The organism is Mesorhizobium sp. P3_A2 (assembly GCF_056403115.1).
Map to the genome: position 1 here is coordinate 1 of NZ_JBFUGC010000002.1, position 19,640 is coordinate 19,640.

Below are 19,640 nucleotides of genomic sequence, written 5' to 3' on the forward strand. Positions count from 1 at the left end.
ACGAGAGAGATTTCGTGGGATTGAAGCGATTGAGCCAAGGTCCGGGCGGCCGCCCGGACCTTGGCTTGGCGAAGTCGCCCGTACCACCTGAGGTTACAGCCGCGGGAGAGCTTGGGATCTTCGCCTTCGTCACGCACGACCGAACAGTCGCTTGGTTCCAACCGTACGCACAAGGCAGGTTACCGTGAACAGGATCATTTGTGGAGTTGATGTTTCTAAGGATTGGCTGGACGCGCATATCTGGCYGAGTGGGGCAGCAGAGCGCTTCGCCAACGACGCGACGGGGATTGCAGCTCTTTGCCTGTTCTGCCGCAGCCATGGCGCAGACCACGCGGTGATGGAAGCGTCGGGCGGCTACGAGCGGCTGAGCTTCATGCTTTTGTGGGCGCAYGGCATGGCGTGCGCTCTGGTCAATGCCAGAAGCGTGCGCCGCTTCGCCGARGCGATGGGCTATCTGGAGAAGACCGACCGGATCGACGCTGCCGTCATCGCCCATTACGGCGCAGTCAAGAAGACGGTCCCGAYGCCACCRCCCAGCACTGCCCAGCAGCGCCTTGCTGCGCTGGTTGGGCGGCTTTGCCAGGTTGTCGGCGATGCCACCATCAACAAGCAGCGCAAAAGTGCCGCACGCGATGCCGAGGCATGCGCTAGCATCGAGGCCATGCTGGCTTTCCTCAAGCGCGAGGAGCGGCGCCTGGAAGGCGAGATCGCCGACGATCCGCTGTGGGCCAGGCTGGGAGCGGCCTTCTGCTCGCTCAAGGGCGTGGCCGGCCGCACCGTCGCACGCCTGATGGCCGAACTGCCAGAGATCGGCCTCATCTCCAACAAGGCCATCGCCAAGCTGGCAGGCCTCGCCCCCATCGCCAACGACAGTGGCAGGCGCGTCGGCAAAAGGCATGTGCGCGGCGGGCGCGCCGGGCCGCGTGGCATCCTCTTCATCGTCGCAGCCATCGTGGCCAAGTTCGATCCCCACCTCAAAGCGTTCGCTCAACGGTTGCAGCAGGCGGGAAAGCCCAAAATGCTCATCCGCATCGCGCTCGCCCGAAAACTTCTCGTCATTCTCAATGCAAAAGCACGCGACGCGAGAAGCGAGTTCGCAAATGCAACTTGACACCCCAGATAGTCGCTCTCCCCCCTCCGGAGGGAGAGGAAGGGGCCTCTGCTTCACAGGACGGGCGTCGGTTCGGACAGCTTGGCGCCCTTCCTCTACCCCGTCGATCGGGGGAGAGGTGTCGAGCGAAGCTCGACGGAGTGGGGGTCGACGCTGGCGGGGCAGGACGACCGCCGCAACGGGAGCTTGACCGGGCGGAGCTTGTCGTACACACGACGTGTGACGATTTCGGAGAAAGAAAATGGCCGCTGCGGACGACATCGCTCTGATCCAGAAACAGGAAGAGACGCTGGTCTTCCCGGCCTTCGACGAGGCAGTGGCCTTCAAGATTGGCGTCGCGATCCGCAAGCGGGCGCTTGCTGACAATTTGCCGATCATTGTCGACATCAGGCTGTGGGATCGCCCCCTGTTCTACGCTGCCATGCCGGGCTCGAATGCCTCCAATCCGGACTGGGCGCGGCGCAAGATCAATGTGGTGAAGCGCTACCTCAAGAGCACCTACCGCATGGTGCTGGAGCAGCAGCGTCCCGACCGCACTTTCAAGATCGGCGAAGGGCTGGACATTGTCGACTATGTGCTGGCCGGAGGCGGTTTTCCGGTGACGGTCAAAGGCGCCGGCGTTATTGGCGCGATTACGGTCTCCGGCCTGCCGGAGCGCCAGGACCATGGCGTCGTCGTCGATGCGCTGTGCGATCATCTCGGCGTCGACAAGCGTGGACTGACGCTGGCTGCGGAATGACCGTGCTCGAACCCAAATCCTTCCTCATCTCCATCTTCGACGCCGCCGTTGCTGCCGCCGATCCCGAACGCACGATCCGGGATCATCTGCCGGCGAAACCTAGAGGCCGCACCATTGTCATCGGCGCAGGTAAAGGCTCGGCGCAGATGGCGGCGGCGTTCGAGAAGGTCTGGGACGGGCCGATCGAAGGGCTGGTCGTCACCCGTTACGGCTATGGCGCCAAATGCGAGCGCATCGAGATCATTGAGGCGGCGCATCCAGTGCCGGACGCGGCAGGGCTTGAAGCTTCGCGGCGCCTGCTGGAGAAGGTGCAGGGGCTGACCTCAGACGATCTGGTCGTGGCGCTGATCTCCGGTGGCGGCTCGGCACTGCTGCCATCTCCCGCCGCCGGCCTGACGCTGGCCGACGAGATCGCCGTCAACGAGGCGCTGCTTGCCTCCGGCGCGCCGATCGCCGCGATGAACACCATCCGCAAGCATGTCTCGACCATCAAGGGCGGCCGGCTGGCTGCAGCTGCGTATCCGGCCAAGGTCGTGTCGCTGGTCGTCTCGGACATTCCGGGCGACAATCCGGCTTTGGTCGCTTCCGGTCCGACCGTGCCGGACACCGGCAGCCGCGAGGACGCGCTGGCCTCGATAGCGGCCTATGGCATGAAGTTGCCGGATGCCGTGATGGAGCACATCAACTCGGCGGAGGCCGATGCACCAAGTCCTGGGGATGAGCGCTTTGCCGGCAATGAAGTGCATCTCATCGCTTCGGCCGGCGTATCGCTGGAAGCGGCTTCCGCCGAGGCAAAACGGCAAGGCATCGAGGCCGTCATCCTCTCCGATTCCATCGAGGGCGAGGCGCGCGAGGTCGGCGGCGTGCACGCCGCAATTGCACGCGAAGTGGCGACGCGTAACCGGCCGTTCCAGAAGCCTGTGCTGATCCTGTCGGGCGGTGAAACCACGGTCACCTTGCGCGCCAAGGGCAAGGGCGGCCGCAATTCCGAATTCCTGCTCGCCTTCGCCATCGGCATCAGCGGTGCGGACAACATCCATGCCCTGGCCGCCGACACGGACGGCATAGACGGTTCGGAAGACAATGCCGGCGCCTTCGCTGATGGCTCGACGGTATCGCGTATGCGAGCGGCCAGTGTGGACGCCAAGGCGATGCTGGCGGGGAACAATGCCTGGACGGCGTTCAATGCGGTGGGCGATCTGTTTGTACCGGGGCCTACCGGCACGAATGTGAATGATTTGAGGGCGATTCTGATCCGATAATTCGGCCGTGGCAGTCGCGACCAGCGTTCGGCTAACGAATCCGTTGGTGATCGGCCGAAGCCCCTCCGCTTCGTCATCCTAGGGTGGAGCAGTCGCGAAGCGACGTCGCGGAAACCCTAGGGCGTGGACTCAACGTGTCGCAGCCAAATCCTTAGAGAGGCAAGGGTAAGAGTTGCGAGGAAGTTTCGACCAAGCTTGTCGAAGCGGGTGGCGGCCCTGCGGAACTGCTTGAGTTTGCAGAAGAAGCGCTCGATGCGGTTTCGCTCGCGATAGAGATCTGGTGCGACAAATCTCTTTGCCTTTACGTGCCGGCGCGTCGGGATGTGGGCGCACCCGCCTGTCTCGGCAACAAGGGCGACGAACGGCCAGCTGTCATAGCCTTTGTCGGCAACAAGCGCCTTTGCTGGCGCCAACCCTTCGATCAGTTGTGGGGCGAATGTCTTGTCGGATGCCTTTCCCTCCGAGATGAGGAGACGGATCGGCAGGCCGTCTTGATCGACGAGCGCGTGGACCTTGGTACTCAGTCCGCCATGAGAACGGCCAATGGCGTTATCCGGACCCCCTTTTTACCGCCCGCCGCATGCTGATGGGCGCGGATTATCGAACTGTCGATCAGGTGCAAAGACTGTGGTGACTTAGCCGCCAGCGCTTCAAACATCGCCAACCAGACACCTCTTTTGGCCCAACGGTTGAAGCGGTTGTAGACCGTGGTGTAGGGGCCATACCGCTCGGGCAGATCGCGCCAAGGCGATCCGGTCCTCAGAACGTAAAATATGCCATTGACCACCCGCCGATCGTCGACCCGCTTCTTGCCCAAACCATGTGGCGGCAAAAGCGGTTCCACGATTTGCCATTCTGCTTCGCTCAGATCGTAGCGTGCCATCATCGCCTCCTAATCAAAGGCGTTGAATCACTGCTTCAATGGCCATGCAAGGGTTGAGTACGCGCCCTAGGATCCATGCAGCGACCGCGGCCGAAGAGCGCAGCGGCTCAGAATGAAGGGGCGCGTCCACCGGGGCTTGTTCTGCGCCGTGGCGGAGTTCGGAGGTCGCGGCATGGATCCTCGGGTCTGCGCTGCGTCGCTTCGCTCCTTGCTTCGCCCGTGGATGACGAAGTCGCGGAGGCTTTCGCTCATACTCAAGCCACCATCAACCGCTTCACCTCTTTAATATCCCGCAAAAACCGCTCCCGCTCAGCGTCCTTCTCCGCAGGCTCGTGGATGCGCAGGATAAAGGACGGGTGAATGGTGACGAACACGCGCAGCCCATCTTCCCGCTCGATCACCTGCCCGCGCATCTTCGTCACCGGAATAGCCTTGCCGAGCAAAGACAGCGCCGCCGTTGCGCCGAGCGCCACGGCAAGATCTGGCTTGATCAGCGCAAGCTCCCGGCCGATCCACCAGCGGCAGGCCTGCACTTCGCCGACATTCGGTTTGGAATGGATGCGGCGCTTGCCGCGAGGCTCGAACTTGAAGTGCTTGACCGCGTTGGTGACGTAGACTTTTTGCCGGTCGACGCCGGCGTCATCGAGGATTGCATCGAAGACTTTGCCTGCCGGGCCGACAAACGGTTTGCCGGCGAGATCCTCCTGGTCGCCGGGCTGTTCGCCGACGAAGACCACCTTGGCATTGTCAGGTCCTTCGCCAAACACGGTCTGCGTTCCATCGCGCCAGAGCGGGCAGCGGCGGCAGCCTTTCGCGGCTTCGCGCAGTTCGGAAATGATGCTGGCGTCATCATCCGGCGCCTCGGCCGGCTCGCGCTTTGGCCAATGTTTCGCCTGCACCTTGGCGTGGTGCGGCGCTGGCGTTGTCGGCATTCTGGCAATCATATCCCTGGCGGCCTCGTCCGCTCCTGCGATCAGATCTGGAATGAGCGAGGCCTCGGGAAGGTTCCGCCAATATTTCTTCGGCATCTCCTTCTGCATGGCTTTCACCTTGAGCCGCGCCGGGTTGAAGATGTTCTCGAAATAGGTCAGCCACAGCGCCTCGGTGTCGTCTTGCGCCGGTGCATCTGCCTTGGCGGCGCCCGGCCCGATGACCAGCCTTTCGCCGTCCCAGTCGGCGGAGGCATAGGGCGTCAGGATGGTCCAGCGCATACCCGTAAAACGCCTGACAAAGAAATCCGCGTTGCGCTCGACAATGAAATGATCCGGCTCGAACCAGGCGACATAACGCTCCTCGTCGCCATGGCCGATCTTCCGGAAGCGGACGAAGGCATGCATCTTGTGGCTGTCGCGCCGCACCGCCTTTTCCATGGCTTCAAGCCGCCTGGTGTCGGGATCCGATGCGATCGCCAGCAGTTTCGGCTCGGTGCGCAGGCGCCACAGCATCCGGTAGAGAAAGGCAAATCGGTCGGGGTCGGAGTGGCAGAAAGCGGTTTCGGCACGCGCGATGAAATCGCGCGGCACGGTGAGTTGTGCGCCCTCTGGCACGGAAGGTAAATCGGCTTGATTGCCGTCCGCCGCGACACCCCAAGCGACGTCCTCGGGCCGGATCTCATTCAGCGCCAGCCGCCGTGCGGCGTCGCGCCAGCCGACGAAATCAGTCTCGCTGGAGAGCCGCACGCTGTATCTGGCAAGGCTGAGCTGAGCCGGCTGCATGGTCAAAACAGCGACAGTTGTTCGCAAGAGCGCACGATCGTGTCGCGCAGGCCAACCTTGTCGGTGAGGCCGCCCGGCGACCAGCCTTCGGCGATGATGAACGGCCGCAGCTTGGCGACCGAGTGGCAGATCCGTCCGACATCTTCCAGCCGCATGCGTCGGTGGCGGCGGGTTTCAAGGATCTTCGCCACCACCTTGGTGCCGAGGCCGGGCACGCGCAGCAGCGCTTCGCGGTCGGCGCGGTTGATGTCGACGGGAAACCGGCCCCGGTTGCGCAGCGCCCAGGCGAGCTTCGGGTCGATGGCAAGGTCGAGCATGCCGTCACTGCTTCCAGCCAGGATTTCCGGCTGCGAGAAGCCATAGAATCGCATCAGCCAGTCGGCCTGATAGAGCCGGTGTTCGCGCATCAGCGGCGGCTTCTGCAGCGGCAAGGACGATGATGAATCCGGGATCGGGCTGAAAGCCGAGTAATAGACACGGCGCAGATGGTAGCTGCCATAGAGCCGCGCGCTGGTGTGCAATATGCCATCGTCGGATGTCTTGTCGGCGCCAACGATCATCTGTGTCGACTGACCGGCCGGCGCAAAGCGTTCGCGCTTCTTGGTCCTCAGTGTCGGCTCGGTCTTTTCCTCCATCTTGCGACGCAGCCTGGCCATGGACAGCCGGATCGTCTCCGGCTTCTTCTCCGGCGCCAGTTTTTTGACGCCTTCATCCGTCGGCAGTTCGACATTGATCGACAGCCGGTCTGCGTAAAGCCCGGCCTGCTCGACCAGTTCGGCCGAGCTTTCCGGAATGGTCTTCAGATGGATATAGCCGGAGAATTTTTCCTCCAGCCGCAGCCGCCGCGCCACCTCGACCATCTCGGCCATGGTTTCGTCGGGCGAGCGGATGACGCCCGAGGACAGGAACAGGCCCTCGATGTAGTTGCGCCGGTAGAAATCCATGGTCAGCTTCACCACCTCGTCGATGCTGAAGCGGGCGCGCCGCACATTCGAGGACGAGCGGTTGATGCAATAGCTGCAATCGTAGATGCAGAAATTGGTGAGCAGGATTTTCAAGAGCGAAATGCAGCGCCCGTCCGGCGCGTAGGAATGGCAGATGCCCATGCCTTCGGTGGAGCCGATGCCGCCGGATTTGAGCGAATCCTTTTTCGCCGAGCCCGACGAGGCGCAAGAGGCGTCGTATTTGGCGGCGTCGGACAGGATTGCCAGCTTTTCACGGACGATAAGTGCGCTCATCTGTTCATGATATGTTCTATCGGACTTAAGCGCTACCTCATTTGATGCAGGCGGCGAAAAAGTGATCGCCGCCTGCTCAACAGGCCGTCAAACTTCGTGGAGGTAGAGGTGGTAGTCCAGCTCGCTGACGGTGCGGGCGACGCGCAGATATTCGGACTGCTTGATCGCCACGAAGGTGCGGTGCAGGTCCTCGCCCAGCGCCTCTTTCAGGAAGCTCGACGCCCGCGCCGCCTCGATCGCGGCGCGCCAATCGACCGGCATGGTCGTGCGCGTGACAGCGGCTTCATAGCCGTTGCCGGTGGTCTCCGGGCCGGGGTCGAGGCCTTCGTCCAGTCCCTTGATGATGCCGGCCAGAACGGTTGCGGCGATCAGGTAGGGATTGGCGTCGACGCCCGACGGCCGATGTTCGATGCGCCGGTTCTTCGCATCGCCGGCCGGAACGCGCAGCGCCACCGAACGGTTGTTGACGCCCCAGGTCGGCGCCACCGGCGCATAGGATTGCGAGACGAAGCGCCGCCAGGAATTGGCGTGCGGCGCAAACACGAGCATCGATTCGGCCATGGTCTGGATCAGGCCGCCGAGCCCCTGCAGCAGCGGCAGCGACCAGCTCTCGCCGCCGGCCTCGGCAAAGACGTTCCGGCCGGCCTTGTCCTGCAGCGAGACATGGAAATGCATGCCGGAGCCGGCGTATTTTTCGATCGGCTTGGCCATGAAGCAGGCGGTGACGCCGTGCCGACGCGCCTGCGCCCGCACCAGCCGCTTCAGCATGACGAGATCGTCGGCCGCTCGCATCACATCCTTGCGGTAGTTCAGCGTCAGTTCGTACTGGCCGGGCGCATATTCGGAAATCACCGTTTCGGCCGGAATGCCTTGCGCCTTGGCCGCGGCATAGATGTCGGAAAAAAGCGGCTCCATGCCGTGCAGATGGTCGACGGAATAGACCTCCGTCTTGGCCGAGCGGCGGCCGTCGAGCACGGCGTCGGCCGGCTTCACCTTGCCGTCGGCATCGCGCTCATTGGCAAGCAGGAAAAATTCGAGTTCGAAGGCGCCGGCGGGATAGAGGCCCTTTGCGGCCAATATGTCGACCTGCCTGGCCAGCGCCAGCCGCGGGTCCGACGACATAGGCTTCCCGTCGAGATGGTACATCGCCATCAGCAGCTGGCCGCGGGGCGGGCTGGTGCCATAGAGCGGCACCAGCGTGCCGGGGATCGGCCATGCCCTGAGGTCGCCGTCGCCGGTCGTCCAGATCAGTCCGGTCTCGTGCACATCCTCGCCGGTGATGTCGAGGCCGAGGATCGAGATCGGCATGTGGCGGCCGCCCTCATAAATGCTTTTCAGCTCATGCCGACGCACAATCTTGCCGCGACCGACCCCATTGGCGTCGGTCAAGACGATGTCAAAAGCCTCGATTTCAGGATGGGCGTCGAGAAAGGCTTGCGCCTCGGCGGGCGTCGAGCCCGAAGGTGAAGTCATGATTGCTGTACTCAAGGTTGGCTTGGCGGCCCGTTCGTTAGCTGCCCGTTCAGTCGCTTGTCTCATGCCGTCAGCCTTGCCGCAACCGTGGCGAAGGCGGTGATCAGCCGGTTGACCTGGGCGCCGGTGGTGGCCGGCGAGATTAGCATCATGTTGTGGAAGGGTGCGATCAGCACGCCCTGGTTGACCAGCGCGACGTGAACAGCCGCTTCAAGCTCCGGCGCATGCGCAGTCTCGGCCTCGGCGCCATTGCGCAGCGGACCGGGCGCGCAGATGAACTCGACGCGAGCGCCGACGCGGGCGACATGCCAGGGCAGGTTGTGGCGGTCGATGACCCCGGTCAGCCCGGCGTCGAGCCGGAGCGCCAGGCGGTCCATCCGGTCATAATTTTCCTGCGTCATCACTTCTTCCAGCGTCGCGCGCATGGCCGCGAATTGCAAAGGATTGGCCGATAGCGTCGTGCCCATACCGGAATATCCGGGTTGCTTGGTTCTGTTGTAGTCGGCGTAGCGGTTGGCGAGCCCCTCGCTCATGCCCCACACACTCGCCGGCACGCCGCCGGCGATCGGCTTGCCCAGCACGAACAGGTCGGGATCCAGCCCATATTTCCTGGTGTAGCCGCCGGGGCCGGTGGAGATTGTGTGGGTCTCGTCGATCAGAAGCAGCGTTCCGGCCGCGCGCGTCAGTTCGCGCAAGGCACGGTGGAAACCCGGATCGGGCAGCACCATGCAGGAATTGGTCAGCACCGGCTCGGTGATGACACAGGCCACGTCTTTGTCCTTGAGCGCCGCTTCCAGTGCGGCGACATCGTTGAATTCGATAACCTTCGCGGTCCTGGTCAGGTCGCGGAATTCGCCCGCCAGTCCCGGCCGGTTTACAGCTTTGCCGTCGACCAGCCGCACCATCGTCTCGTCGACCGAGCCGTGATAGCAGCCGTTGAAGACCAGTATTTTTTCGCGGCCCGTCACGGCGCGGGCCACGCGCAGCGCAAAGCGGTTGGCGTCGGTGGCTGTGGTGGCGATTTGCCAGAACGGCAGGCCGAAGCGCTCTTGCAACAGCTGCCCGATGGCCAGCGCATCCTCCGACGGCAGCATATAGGTCAGGCCGCGTCCGGCCTGGCGACGGATGGCGCGCGCCACCGGCGGCGGCGAGTGGCCGAACATGGAGCCAGTGTCGCCGAGGCAGAAATCGTCGAGCTTGTTGCCGTCTATGTCGGTGATGGTGGCGCCCCTGGCGCTGTCGACCAGGATCGGGAACGGCGTCGGCCAGTCGTTCATCCAGTGCATCGGCACGCCGCCGAAGAAGCCGGGCAGGCCGTTGCCGGCTTTGGCCGCCGATCTCGGCCGCGCCTTACGGAAGGCTTCGGCCTCGCTCTCGCGCAGCCTGGCGATGCGGTCACGGCTGATGCCGCCGATCGATGTGCTGGAATGGTCAGTTGAATGCATGAAAATCCCCTCTGGGCCAGCACTCTAGCCAATCGCCATCTCAAACCGCAATTGGCCGCCGGGCTGCCCTGTATTGGTTCAGCGGCATTGGGCTGGCGCTTGACCTTGAGGCCAAGCCCGGTGCCAATACGCTTAGGCATTTGGTTCTGGGGGGAGAAAATGCGAGCGATCATCTGTTCGGCGACGTTGCTTCTGTCGACTGGCGCGGCCTTTGCGAGCGGTGGCATCTGGTGCTCCGCCGATGACAAGGCAGCAAAATTCGAGGTCGAAGCCGGTGTCACCCGGGGCATGGGCGGTCCGACCTTCAACTTTCGTGGCGATCTCGAAATTCTCGGCCGTCCCGAGGGCGACAGCCTGCGCAAGACCGTGTTCGAGGATTCCAACCTGACCCAGTACTGGCTGGACGACAAGGAATTGCGGCTGAACATTTACAACGAGCATGAGGTCGCGCAGCACATCAACTCGGTCGAACTGACGATCCTGACCAAGACCACTGACGAAGGCGTCTATGACGGGGGCTATACGCTCGCCATCTATGATGCCGCGGCGGACAAGGACCAGGATGGCAAGCCGGTTGAAGTCACCGGCAAGGTCTCGTGCGGGGCCGAGTAGGTTAGGCTGAGATATCGATGACGCCGCAGTCGCCGGCAGCGCTGCCGAAAGCGACGCGGCGCTCTTCCTTGTCCCACATCATCGATGTAATGGCGCCCTTGCCGGGGCGGCGCAGCAGCACCTCCCTGGCATCGGCAAAGCGCACCGCCATCACCATGCCGTCATCATAGCCGACGGCCACGACATCCTGGCTTGGATGGCAGGCGACCGATGTCACCATGGCGTTGCCGCGCGTGCCGAGCCCCAGCGGCGCCTTGCCCATCGGGCCGTCCTTGCCCGAAAACGGCCAAACGATTGCCGCCGGCGCGCCAGAGCTCGCCAGCCATTTGCCCTTCACGCTCCACGACAGGCTTTTGACCTTGCCGGGATAGCCGGTCATGCGCATGTGCTTGCCGTCGGCAAGCTTCCAGCCATGCAGCGCGTTTTCCTGCATGGTGGTGACCAGGAAGGCGCCATCGGGCGAAAAGGTGATACCGGTATGGGCGCCGGCCCATTCGAGTTCCACCGGCTTGCCCTCGGCGGCCGGGAAATGCAGCGTCGCGCCATTGTAGCGGGCGACGCCGAAGCGCATGCCCTTGGGCGAGAAGGCTAGCCCCTCGACCGAACGCGGATGTGAGAATTCTTTGGTCCTGCCATCGCCAAAGCGCACAAAAGCGGTCTTGCCCGTGGCATAGGCAATCGCGCCCTGCGGCCCAGCGGAAACACTGGTGATCCATTTCTTGCCGGCGCTCGCCAGTTCGCCGACATTGCCGCCGGCGGTGACGGAAAACACCCTGCCGTCCTCGCCGCCGGTGATCAGCCGGTCATTGGCGGCATCGTGGAAGGTTGAGAGCAGCCCGTCATTGGCCTGCGCCGTCTTGTGGCCATTGTCGAGCCGATGAACGGCGCCATCGGCCAGCGCAAAATGCGGCACATTGTCGAGGAAGACGGCGGCAAGGCAATGGCCATCGAGATCAAGCGGGGCAACTGTGGGCATGGCTATCTTTGTTCAATGAAAGTGCAGAGGGCGGCTTACTCGACGTTTGCACGTCCGGCAACCATGAGGTCGCGATGTCGGAACAATTGCCTGTCTCTAGTCGCCAATGATGGCGCTGCCCCTCATTGTCCTACCGGACATTTCTCCCCGTATAATGACGGGGAGAAAGACGCTGTCGCCGATGGTTTCGCCTATCGCCAGCGTTGCAAAATAGGCGTCGGCATTGCGGCCAGTCCCCTTCTCCCCGTCACTATACGGGGAGAAGGTGCCGGCAGGCGGATGAGGGGCGGCGCCAACGGTGAGAACTGGAAGGCGCACTGTCCTTAGCCAATGTTTAGGCCGCCTGGCAGGCGTCAAAACTCTTCTTCAGCCGCTCGGCGTCGAGTTCCCTGCCGATGAACACCAGCCGGCTCTCGTGCTTTTCGCCATCCTTCCAGGCGCGCTGGTGGTCGCCTTCGATGATCATGTGCACGCCCTGGATGACATAGCGCTCGTCGTCGCCCTTGAGCGCGATGATGCCCTTCAGCCGCAGGATGTTGGGGCCTTCCATCTGGGTGATCTTCTCGATCCAGGGGAAGAATTTCTTCGGGTCCATCTCGCCGCCGCGCAGCGACACCGACTGCACCGTCACGTCATGGATGTCGGAGGGATGCGCGTGATCGTGGTGATGGTGATGATCGTGGCCGTCATGATCGTGATGGTCATGGTCATGATCGTGGTCATGATCGTGCGCTTCGAGGAAATGCGGGTCGTTCTCCAGCGCGCGCGACAGGTCGAAGGCGCCGCGGTCGAGCACCTCGGACAGCGCCACGCCGGCGCGCGTGGTTCGGTGGATCCTGGCCGCCGGGTTGATGGCGCGGATGGTCGCTTCGACCTTGGCAAGTTCTTCGGGCGTGACCAGATCGGTCTTGTTGAGCACCACGACATCGGCGAAGGCGATCTGGTCCTCGGCTTCCCTGGAATCCTTCAGCCTGAGCGGCAGATGCTTGGCGTCGACCAGCGCCACCACTGCGTCGAGCTTGGTCTTGGAGCGCACGTCGTCGTCCATGAAGAAGGTCTGCGCCACCGGCACCGGGTCGGCGAGCCCGGTGGTCTCGACGACGATAGCGTCGAAACGGCCGGGGCGGCGCATCAGGCCTTCGACGACGCGGATCAGGTCGCCGCGCACCGTGCAGCAGACGCAGCCATTGTTCATTTCGTAGATTTCCTCGTCGGATTCCACGATCAACTCGTTGTCGATGCCGATCTCGCCGAATTCATTGACGATGACAGCGTAACGCTTGCCGTGGTTTTCCGACAGGATGCGGTTGAGCAGGGTCGTCTTGCCGGCGCCGAGATAGCCGGTGAGAACGGTCACGGGGATCTGCGTCGTCTGTGCATCGCTCATGTCTTGCCTCGAATGACTGGGCCGCGAAATTCCGGGCCGCAAGAAGGGATTGTCGGCCTGATATAGGATGTGTGCCGGGTTTTTGCACGGGGCAAACCGCCTGGGCGTTTGACCCAGAGGGTGACGGAGCGGGTGGGTCGACCGAAACCTCCCCCGAACAGGCGGTGTGGTAGGGATGCCGACCATCCAGCGCGTCGCCTGAACGCCTCTTCGTTGACCTGTGCAGAGCCGCGCCGTCTCAACCCACTGCAATCGCCTTGGTGGAAACTCGTTTGTCATCTAACTGAAATAAACATCTGGCATCACCACGGTGGGCACCACAAATGCTTGCCGGCAAAGCTGTTTCGAAAGCCGGAATCTTTTTGATCGTCGATTGCCAACCGGCCGGCTGCGTCTATGCTGCACGCACCGGTACGGCCGAAGAGGGATCACCATGGCCAAGGCGGACAAGACTGCAACGATGAGCCGGCTGCATTCGGCGGCAAGGCTGGCAAGAACCGCGCTGGCGGCGCGGCTTCTGGCGCACGGCTTTTATGCCGGCCAGGACCAGATCATGCTGACGCTCGACCGCGAGGACGGCCAGACGCCCGGCAATCTCGCCGGCCGCCTCGGCGTGCGCCCGCCGACCATCACCAAGACCATCAACCGCTTGCAGGCGCAGGGTTTTCTGGAAAAGCGAGCCTCTTCTGCGGATGCCCGCCAGGCGCATATCTTCCTCACCGACACCGGCCGCGAAATCATCCACGCCATCGAGAAATCGGTGAAGAAGACGGAAAAGCAGGCGTTGAAAGGCCTCGACAAGAAAGAACAGAAGACGCTGTTCAAGCTGCTCGCCCGCATCGAAGCCAATCTGTCGAACGAGGAACTGGTGCTCGTCGACGACGACGGCGACATCGACGACTGATCGGCACATCTACCGGCTTTTTGAGATCTAGGCGGCCACCGAAGGCCCGCGCACCAGGGTCGACCAGCGGCCGGGCGTCAGGCCGAATGCTTTCTTGAAATGTCTGTTGAAATGGCTCTGGTCGCTGAACCCGGCGCCAACGGCGATCTCGGCCAGCGGCTCGCCCATCTCGATCATACGCCTTGCCTTTTGCAGCCGGCGCATCAGCAGGAAACGATGCGGGCTGGTGGAATAGGTCGCGCGGAAGTGGCGTGACAGCGCATAGCGGTCGAGCCCGGTGACAGCCTCCAGCTCGTCGGAACGGACGGACCGCTCGGCATTCTCCTCGAGGTAGTCGCGCGCCAGTGCCGCGGCGCGCCAGGCCGTCTTTCCCATCGGCTTTGCCGACTGTCCGGCATGACGCCTGAGATGCTGCGCCAGCTCCGCAACGAAATCGGCGACGAACAGCTCGTCCAGTTCTTCGTCGAGCGGCGCCAAAGCCGACAGCAACGTGCCGCGCAAGGCAGCGTCGCTCACCACCGCATCCCCGACGAAAGGCAGCGGCGCGCCGTCGAGGCAGTCGAGCAGCAGCGACGGCTCCAGGTAGAGGATCCGGTAGCGCAAGCCATCCTCGGTACCGGCGCCACCATCGTGCATTTCGTCGGGATGCAGCACGATCACCTGGCCGGGCAGGCTATGGTTCACGACGCCGCGATAGTGGAAGCGCTGCACACCGGAAAGCGTCACGCCGACGGCAAGCGTGTCGTGGCGGTGCAGGTCGAAGGCGTTGCCATGGAAATGCGCCTCAATGCGCTCGATGCCGGTGCTGCCCGGCGCTGAAACGATCCGGTCCTCATCCGCGCACGAACGTTCAAGACCTTGTGCCGCCTCACCGTTTAGACCCTGCGCCATCGCCTATCCTGCCCTTTGCGGGCCAACTTCCGGAGTCCTCATTTTGGTGTTCGATACAAAATTTGCAATCGTGCTGAGGGACGATCTCGCGGGCTGGCAGAAGCTCAACGTCACCGCGTTCCTGACCAGCGGCATCGTCGCGCAATTCCCTGAGATCATCGGCGAACCCTATCGCGACCGCGCCGGCAATCTCTACAATCCGCTGTCGATCCAGCCGGTCATCGTGCTTTCGGCCGATGGGTCGACGCTCAATGCCATCCACCGGAGGGCGCTGGAACGCGGCGTGACGACGTCAGCCTATGTCGAAGAGATGTTTGCCACCGGCTTTGATGCGGCCAACCGCGCCGTCTTTGCCGAATTCGCCCCGGAGGACACAAGGATCGTCGGCATAGGGTTGCGTGCCGACAAGAAACTCGTCGACAAGATCACCAAGGGCGCCCGCATGCATGCCTAATTCGTAGGCAGTTGGGGTGCAGTGCGCTGAGCCTGTGCGCCGTGCCTGTTGTGCCAGTCGCTTTTGGCTTGCCGGGCACAGGCGATTGCCGCAAAGGTAGGCTTCTATCCTCCCTGCCCGGCCTGACATTGAAACTTCCCGCAAAATCAGACGAAAGCGCAACGCCGCCCGCGGCGATGCTGTTCATGCTTTCGACCTATGTGTTTTTCACCTTCCTCGACACGTCGAGCAAATATCTGGTGCTGGCCGGCGTCTCGGCCCTGATCGTCGCCTGGGCGCGCTTCACCGTCCATGTCCTGCTTGTCGGCGTCTTTCTGCGCGGTTGGCGCGAGCCGTCGCGCTTCCGCGCCAACAATCTGTCGGCCCATATCCTGCGCGGCGGGCTGCTGTTCGGCTCGACCATGTGCAACGTCATGGCGCTCAAGACGCTGCAACTGGCCGAGACCACCTCGATCTACTTCTTTGGCCCGATGGTGATCACCGCCCTTGCCGGACCGCTGCTTGGCGAATGGGCGGGGTGGCGGCGCTGGCTGGCGATCCTGTCGGGCTTTGTCGGCGTGCTCGTCATCACAAGGCCGGGCGTCGGCGTGTTCGGCGTCGGGCATCTCTTCGCGCTCGGCTCCATGCTGTCGAACAGCTTTTACGTCATCATGACGCGGCGCATGTCGGCCAGCGAAAGCTCGGAGAGCCTGATCCTGTTTTCGGCGCTGGCGCCAGCCGTGCTGCTTTTACCCATGCTGCCGTTCTCGCATTCGCTACCGCAGGATGGCTGGCACTGGTTCATTCTGGCGATGCTGGGCGTGTTCGGCGCCGGCGGCCACTGGATGCTGGTGCAGGCCTACCGCCTGGCGACCACCACGGCGCTCGCCCCGTACCCCTATTCGCAGATGGTCTGGATGATCCTGTCCGGCTGGATCATCTTCCACCAGTTCCCCGACCGCTGGACGCTGGTGGGTGCCGCCATCATCGTCGCCAGCGGCCTCTATATCATCCATCGCGAGCACCGTCTGCGGCTGCGCAATCGCACGACTGTCGACGTCGAGGCGGAGGCGCTGGCGAAAAAACTTTGATTTGCTCCGAATCCGATGGCATAACGCCGCATTTAAAAAATTTAAAAAACTCGGGGAGCGAAGGGCTGGCACAGAAGATCAAGCTTTCGACGATCGCGGATGCGCTTGGCGTGTCCACGGCCACGGTCTCCCTCGCATTGCGCGACAGCCCGCTGGTCGCCGGCGCCACGCGCGATCGCATCAAGGAACATGCCCGCGCCATCGGCTATATCTACAACCGCCGCGCTGCCTCGTTGCGCACCTCGCGTTCGGGTATTGTCGGCGTCGTTGTGCATGACATCATGAACCCGTTCTTTGCCGAGATCCTGCGCTCGATCGAGAGCGAGCTTGACCGCAGCCGACAGACCTTCATCCTGTCCAACCATTACGACCAGCTGGAAAAGCAGCGCACCTTCATCGACACGCTGCTGCAGCTCGGCGCCGACGGTGTCATCATGTCGCCGGCCATCGGCACGCCTGCCTCCGACATCGTCATGGCCGAGGAAAACGGCCTGCCTGCGGTGCTGATCGCGCGCACCGTCGAAGGCGCCGACGTGCCGGTGTTCCGCGGCGACGATGCCTATGGTACCGCGCTTGCCACCAATCATTTGATCTCGCTCGGCCACAAGCGCATCGCCATGATCGGCGGCACCGACCAGACCTCGACCGGACGCGACCGCTACCAGGGCTACCTCAACGCCATGGAGGCCGCCGGGCTGGAAGTCAGGCCGTCCTGGCGCATTGCCGGGCCGCGCACCAAGCAGGGCGGATTCGAGGCGGCTGGACAGTTTCTGGCGCTCAAAGACAAGCCAACCGCCGCCTGCTGCTGGAATGATCTCGTCGCCATAGGGCTGATGAACGGCATTGCCCGCGCCGGCCTGGTGCCGGGCGCCGATATCTCGGTCACCGGCTATGACGATCTCGAGGAGGCGGCAATCGCGACACCGGCACTCACCACCGTCTGGAACGGCCAGCGCGAGGTCGGCCGCCGCGCCGCCAGCGCGCTGCTCGACAAGTTGAACGGACAGGCGGTACGGCCGTCGCAGGAACTGATCAAGCCGGAACTGCATGTGCGCCAGTCGACCGGCAAGCCGGTGGAGCGTGTATGACCAAGGCCGAACAATTGAACTCCGTCGCCGTTCTGGTGCCGGGGCATTTCAACGACCATGCGGTCGAGCGCATCGACCGCACCTTCAGACGGGTCAAGATCGAACGCGCCGATCCCGCACTTGTCACCGACGAAATGCGCCGTGACGTGCGCGCCATTGCCTCCTTCGCCGGCGTCAATGCAGCATTGATGGATGCTTTGCCCAAGCTCGAACTCATCGCCTCCTTCGGCGTCGGCTACGATTCGGTGGATGCCGTTCACGCGGCCAAGAAAAACATCATGGTCACCAACACGCCCGATGTTCTGACCGAAGAGGTCGCCGACACCACGATCGGCCTTCTGCTTAACACCGTGCGTGAATTGTACCCGGCCGAGAAATGGCTGCGCGACGGCAGTTGGGTGAAGAAGGGCAACTATCCGCTGAGCCGGCTGACCTTGCGCGGCCGTCATGTCGGCATTTTCGGCATGGGCCGCATCGGCCTAGCCATTGCACGCCGGCTGGAAGCGTTCGGGCTGCCGGTCGCCTACCACAACCGGCGCAAGGTCGAAGGTCTCGCCTACCAGTACCACCCGACGCTGAAAGGCCTTGCCGAAGCGGTCGATACGCTGATTTCCGTGGTGCCGGGCGGCGCTTCCACCGAAAAGGCGGTCAATGCCGAAATCCTGGCGGCGCTTGGCGCCAATGGCGTGTTCGTCAACATCGGCCGCGGCAGCACGGTCGATGAGCCGGCTCTTGCGGCAGCCCTTGCCAACGGCACCATCGCCGCCGCCGGGCTCGACGTCTTTGCCGACGAACCGAATGTGCCCAAGGCCTTGCTGGAGGCGCCCAATACCTCGCTGTTGCCGCATGTCGGTTCGGCCTCGCACCACACGCGCCGCGCCATGGCGGACCTGTGCGTCGACAATCTGGTATCCTGGTTCAGCGAGCGCCGGCCACTGACGCCGGTGCCGGAGACGGCGAATGTGAAGGCATCCGGTTAACGCCGGGGCGCTACGGCCACATTTATTAACGTCAGCTTAACCCTTCGAAATGATTATTCATCCAGGGTATGCGTGGATGAGTACCAGAATGAAGACACTTTCCGTATTGGTCGCCGCCGCCGCGCTGTTCGGCGGCGTTCAGCTGTTTCACGGTGGCGCTGGCCAAAGCGCTGCCGGTGAGGTCACCCGATCCACCAGCTTCAGGCTGGTCGCCAATGGCGACGAAGGCGACTGCGCTGTCACCCGCGGCGCCGCGATCAACGATGGCCTGTCGCTGTTGACGGTGGCGCCGAATTGCCGCCGGCTGCTGCCCGGCATCGAGCGGGCGAAGTTCTGGCGCGAGGAGCAGGACGGCACGGTGGCTTTCAGCGCCGACGGCATCGACCCGATCGTCACCTTCTCGGTTGCCGACGGCGACGGTTACGAATCCTACGCTCCGGCCGCGCCGCTGCTGTCGTTGGCGACAACCGACAGTCCAGATCAATCCGGCAACTGATACGATCTATTATTCGGCCGCTGCCCGCGCGCCGGCTTTCGCCGCCGCATGCAGGCGCACCGCATCGCCAAAAGCGCGAAAAATCTTGGCCGAGTTGCTGTCCGACTTGACCCAATATTCGGGGTGCCACTGCACGCCCACGGCAAAGGCGCGGGCGTCCTTCACCGACACCGCCTCGACCGTGCCGTCACCAGCGACCGCCTCGACCTGCAGCTTTGAGCCGAGCCGGTCGATCGCCTGGCGATGCAGCGAATTGACCTTGATGTCGCCGGCGCCGAACACGCCGGCCAGGCAACTGCCGGGCTTGATCGAAACGGTCTGGTGAATGGCGAAACGTTCGTCCTGGTTGTCGCTCACCGGCGCGCGGTGATCGAACGAACCCTCGCGCTCCTGGATCTCGGTGCCGAGCGTGCCGCCCAGCGCCACGTTCAACTCCTGGATGCCGCGGCAGATGGCGAGCAGCGGCACGCCGCGCTCGATCGCCTTGCGGATCAGCGGCAGCGTGGTGGAATCGCGCGCCGGATCGTACGGGCCGTTGACCTCGCCGGCGTCGCCGCCATAGAGCGAGGGATGCACGTTGGACTTCGAGCCGGTGACCATGACGCCGTCGACCGACGACAGCAATTCGTCGAAGTCGAGCCGGTCGCCGAAGGACGGCACGAGCAGCGGGAACACGCCGGCGCCGGAAAGTGCCGCCTCGATATATTGCTGCGGGGCGGCATGCCAGGTGTAGTTGTCGAACTGACGGACGTCGGTCGAGATGGCGACGAGCGGCTGGTGCATTTTGGGTCCGGATTCCCTTTTGGCGCGAAGCAATTAGCTATTGTGCCTGCAAAATAGGCGATCCGAAGGCGCTTTTCCATGGCAAGTTTCGTTGTCTCGCATGGGCCACGCCATAAACGTTAGACTATAGTTG

19 protein-coding genes are annotated in these 19,640 nt (G+C 63.2%); 10 read left to right on the top strand and 9 right to left on the bottom strand.

What is annotated here, in order from left to right; all coding sequences use genetic code 11:
- Window positions 1–184 precede the first annotated feature (184 nt).
- The 3 genes from AC1DXM_RS04470 (at window position 185) to AC1DXM_RS04480 (ending at window position 3,112) form a co-directional block, all read left to right on the top strand.
- On the top strand, window positions 185–1,111 hold the full coding sequence (locus AC1DXM_RS04470) for an IS110 family RNA-guided transposase (RefSeq protein ID WP_477231978.1): 927 nt from the start codon (window positions 185–187) through the stop codon (window positions 1,109–1,111).
- A 241-nt stretch (window positions 1,112–1,352) separates the two neighbouring features.
- Window positions 1,353–1,850, top strand: a complete 498-nt coding sequence (locus tag AC1DXM_RS04475) for a heme-degrading domain-containing protein (RefSeq protein ID WP_477231979.1) — start codon at window positions 1,353–1,355, stop codon at window positions 1,848–1,850.
- Window positions 1,847–3,112 (top strand): glycerate kinase type-2 family protein, encoded by a 1,266-nt coding sequence (locus AC1DXM_RS04480; RefSeq protein WP_477231980.1) that lies wholly within the window; start codon window positions 1,847–1,849, stop codon window positions 3,110–3,112. Before AC1DXM_RS04475 ends, AC1DXM_RS04480 begins: the two co-directional genes overlap by 4 nt.
- A 116-nt stretch (window positions 3,113–3,228) precedes the next feature.
- On the opposite strand, the gene AC1DXM_RS04485 is transcribed toward AC1DXM_RS04480, so the two are convergent.
- The 5 genes from AC1DXM_RS04485 to AC1DXM_RS04505 all read right to left on the bottom strand — a co-directional run bounded on the left by AC1DXM_RS04485 (window position 3,229) and on the right by AC1DXM_RS04505 (window position 9,866).
- Window positions 3,229–3,995, bottom strand: a protein-coding gene (locus AC1DXM_RS04485) for an IS5 family transposase (RefSeq protein ID WP_476093749.1) whose coding sequence is annotated in 2 segments (ribosomal slippage) — window positions 3,229–3,671 and window positions 3,671–3,995 — 768 coding nt in all. Because the reading frame shifts where the segments join, the coding sequence is not laid out codon by codon here.
- Between the two features lie 254 nt (window positions 3,996–4,249).
- Window positions 4,250–5,710, bottom strand: a complete 1,461-nt coding sequence (locus AC1DXM_RS04490) for a UdgX family uracil-DNA binding protein (protein ID WP_477232456.1) — start codon at window positions 5,708–5,710, stop codon at window positions 4,250–4,252.
- A 2-nt stretch (window positions 5,711–5,712) separates the two neighbouring features.
- The gene (locus AC1DXM_RS04495) at window positions 5,713–6,948 is read right to left on the bottom strand and encodes a putative DNA modification/repair radical SAM protein (protein WP_477231981.1); all 1,236 of its coding nucleotides are present in this window, start codon (window positions 6,946–6,948) and stop codon (window positions 5,713–5,715) included.
- Between the two features lie 87 nt (window positions 6,949–7,035).
- Window positions 7,036–8,421 carry a glutamine synthetase family protein gene (locus AC1DXM_RS04500; protein WP_477231982.1) on the bottom strand — a complete coding sequence of 462 codons (1,386 nt, stop codon included), beginning with the start codon at window positions 8,419–8,421 and terminating at the stop codon, window positions 7,036–7,038.
- 62 nt (window positions 8,422–8,483) lie between these two features.
- On the bottom strand, window positions 8,484–9,866 hold the full coding sequence (locus AC1DXM_RS04505; protein WP_477231983.1) for an aspartate aminotransferase family protein: 1,383 nt from the start codon (window positions 9,864–9,866) through the stop codon (window positions 8,484–8,486).
- Between the two features lie 159 nt (window positions 9,867–10,025).
- On the opposite strand from AC1DXM_RS04505, the gene AC1DXM_RS04510 reads away from it, so the two are divergent.
- A complete protein-coding gene (locus tag AC1DXM_RS04510; protein ID WP_477231984.1) occupies window positions 10,026–10,478 on the top strand; it encodes a hypothetical protein in 453 nt (150 codons plus the stop codon).
- Between the two features lies 1 nt (window position 10,479).
- Here the strand turns inward: AC1DXM_RS04510 and AC1DXM_RS04515 are convergent, their stop codons facing one another.
- Together AC1DXM_RS04515 and AC1DXM_RS04520 are read right to left on the bottom strand one after the other, a co-directional pair.
- The gene (locus tag AC1DXM_RS04515; protein ID WP_477231985.1) at window positions 10,480–11,454 is read right to left on the bottom strand and encodes a WD40 repeat domain-containing protein; all 975 of its coding nucleotides are present in this window, start codon (window positions 11,452–11,454) and stop codon (window positions 10,480–10,482) included.
- Between the two features lie 334 nt (window positions 11,455–11,788).
- Window positions 11,789–12,841 (bottom strand): CobW family GTP-binding protein, encoded by a 1,053-nt coding sequence (locus AC1DXM_RS04520; protein WP_477231986.1) that lies wholly within the window; start codon window positions 12,839–12,841, stop codon window positions 11,789–11,791.
- A gap of 433 nt (window positions 12,842–13,274) precedes the next feature.
- On the opposite strand from AC1DXM_RS04520, the gene AC1DXM_RS04525 reads away from it, so the two are divergent.
- Window positions 13,275–13,745 (top strand): MarR family winged helix-turn-helix transcriptional regulator, encoded by a 471-nt coding sequence (locus AC1DXM_RS04525; protein WP_023671361.1) that lies wholly within the window; start codon window positions 13,275–13,277, stop codon window positions 13,743–13,745.
- 27 nt (window positions 13,746–13,772) lie between these two features.
- Here the strand turns inward: AC1DXM_RS04525 and AC1DXM_RS04530 are convergent, their stop codons facing one another.
- Entirely contained in the window at window positions 13,773–14,636 is an 864-nt protein-coding gene (locus AC1DXM_RS04530; protein WP_477231987.1) for an AraC family transcriptional regulator, read from the bottom strand.
- A 46-nt stretch (window positions 14,637–14,682) separates the two neighbouring features.
- Between AC1DXM_RS04530 and AC1DXM_RS04535 the strand changes: the two genes are divergently transcribed.
- The 5 genes from AC1DXM_RS04535 to AC1DXM_RS04555 all read left to right on the top strand — a co-directional run bounded on the left by AC1DXM_RS04535 (window position 14,683) and on the right by AC1DXM_RS04555 (window position 18,724).
- A complete protein-coding gene (locus AC1DXM_RS04535; protein ID WP_477231988.1) occupies window positions 14,683–15,090 on the top strand; it encodes a DUF2000 family protein in 408 nt (135 codons plus the stop codon).
- Window positions 15,091–15,275: 185 nt separating this feature from the next.
- Complete coding sequence (locus tag AC1DXM_RS04540) at window positions 15,276–16,160, top strand: DMT family transporter (RefSeq protein ID WP_477231989.1); 885 nt, start codon at window positions 15,276–15,278, stop codon at window positions 16,158–16,160.
- Between the two features lie 65 nt (window positions 16,161–16,225).
- The gene (locus tag AC1DXM_RS04545; protein WP_142867994.1) at window positions 16,226–17,248 is read left to right on the top strand and encodes a LacI family DNA-binding transcriptional regulator; all 1,023 of its coding nucleotides are present in this window, start codon (window positions 16,226–16,228) and stop codon (window positions 17,246–17,248) included.
- The gene (locus AC1DXM_RS04550) at window positions 17,245–18,228 is read left to right on the top strand and encodes a 2-hydroxyacid dehydrogenase (protein ID WP_477231990.1); all 984 of its coding nucleotides are present in this window, start codon (window positions 17,245–17,247) and stop codon (window positions 18,226–18,228) included. The genes AC1DXM_RS04545 and AC1DXM_RS04550 overlap by 4 nt, the downstream gene beginning before the upstream one ends.
- An 88-nt stretch (window positions 18,229–18,316) precedes the next feature.
- Complete coding sequence (locus tag AC1DXM_RS04555; protein WP_477231991.1) at window positions 18,317–18,724, top strand: hypothetical protein; 408 nt, start codon at window positions 18,317–18,319, stop codon at window positions 18,722–18,724.
- 9 nt (window positions 18,725–18,733) lie between these two features.
- On the opposite strand, the gene AC1DXM_RS04560 is transcribed toward AC1DXM_RS04555, so the two are convergent.
- Window positions 18,734–19,507: a gamma-glutamyl-gamma-aminobutyrate hydrolase family protein gene (locus AC1DXM_RS04560; protein WP_477231992.1), complete on the bottom strand. Its 774-nt coding sequence runs from the start codon at window positions 19,505–19,507 to the stop codon at window positions 18,734–18,736.
- Window positions 19,508–19,640 lie beyond the last annotated feature (133 nt).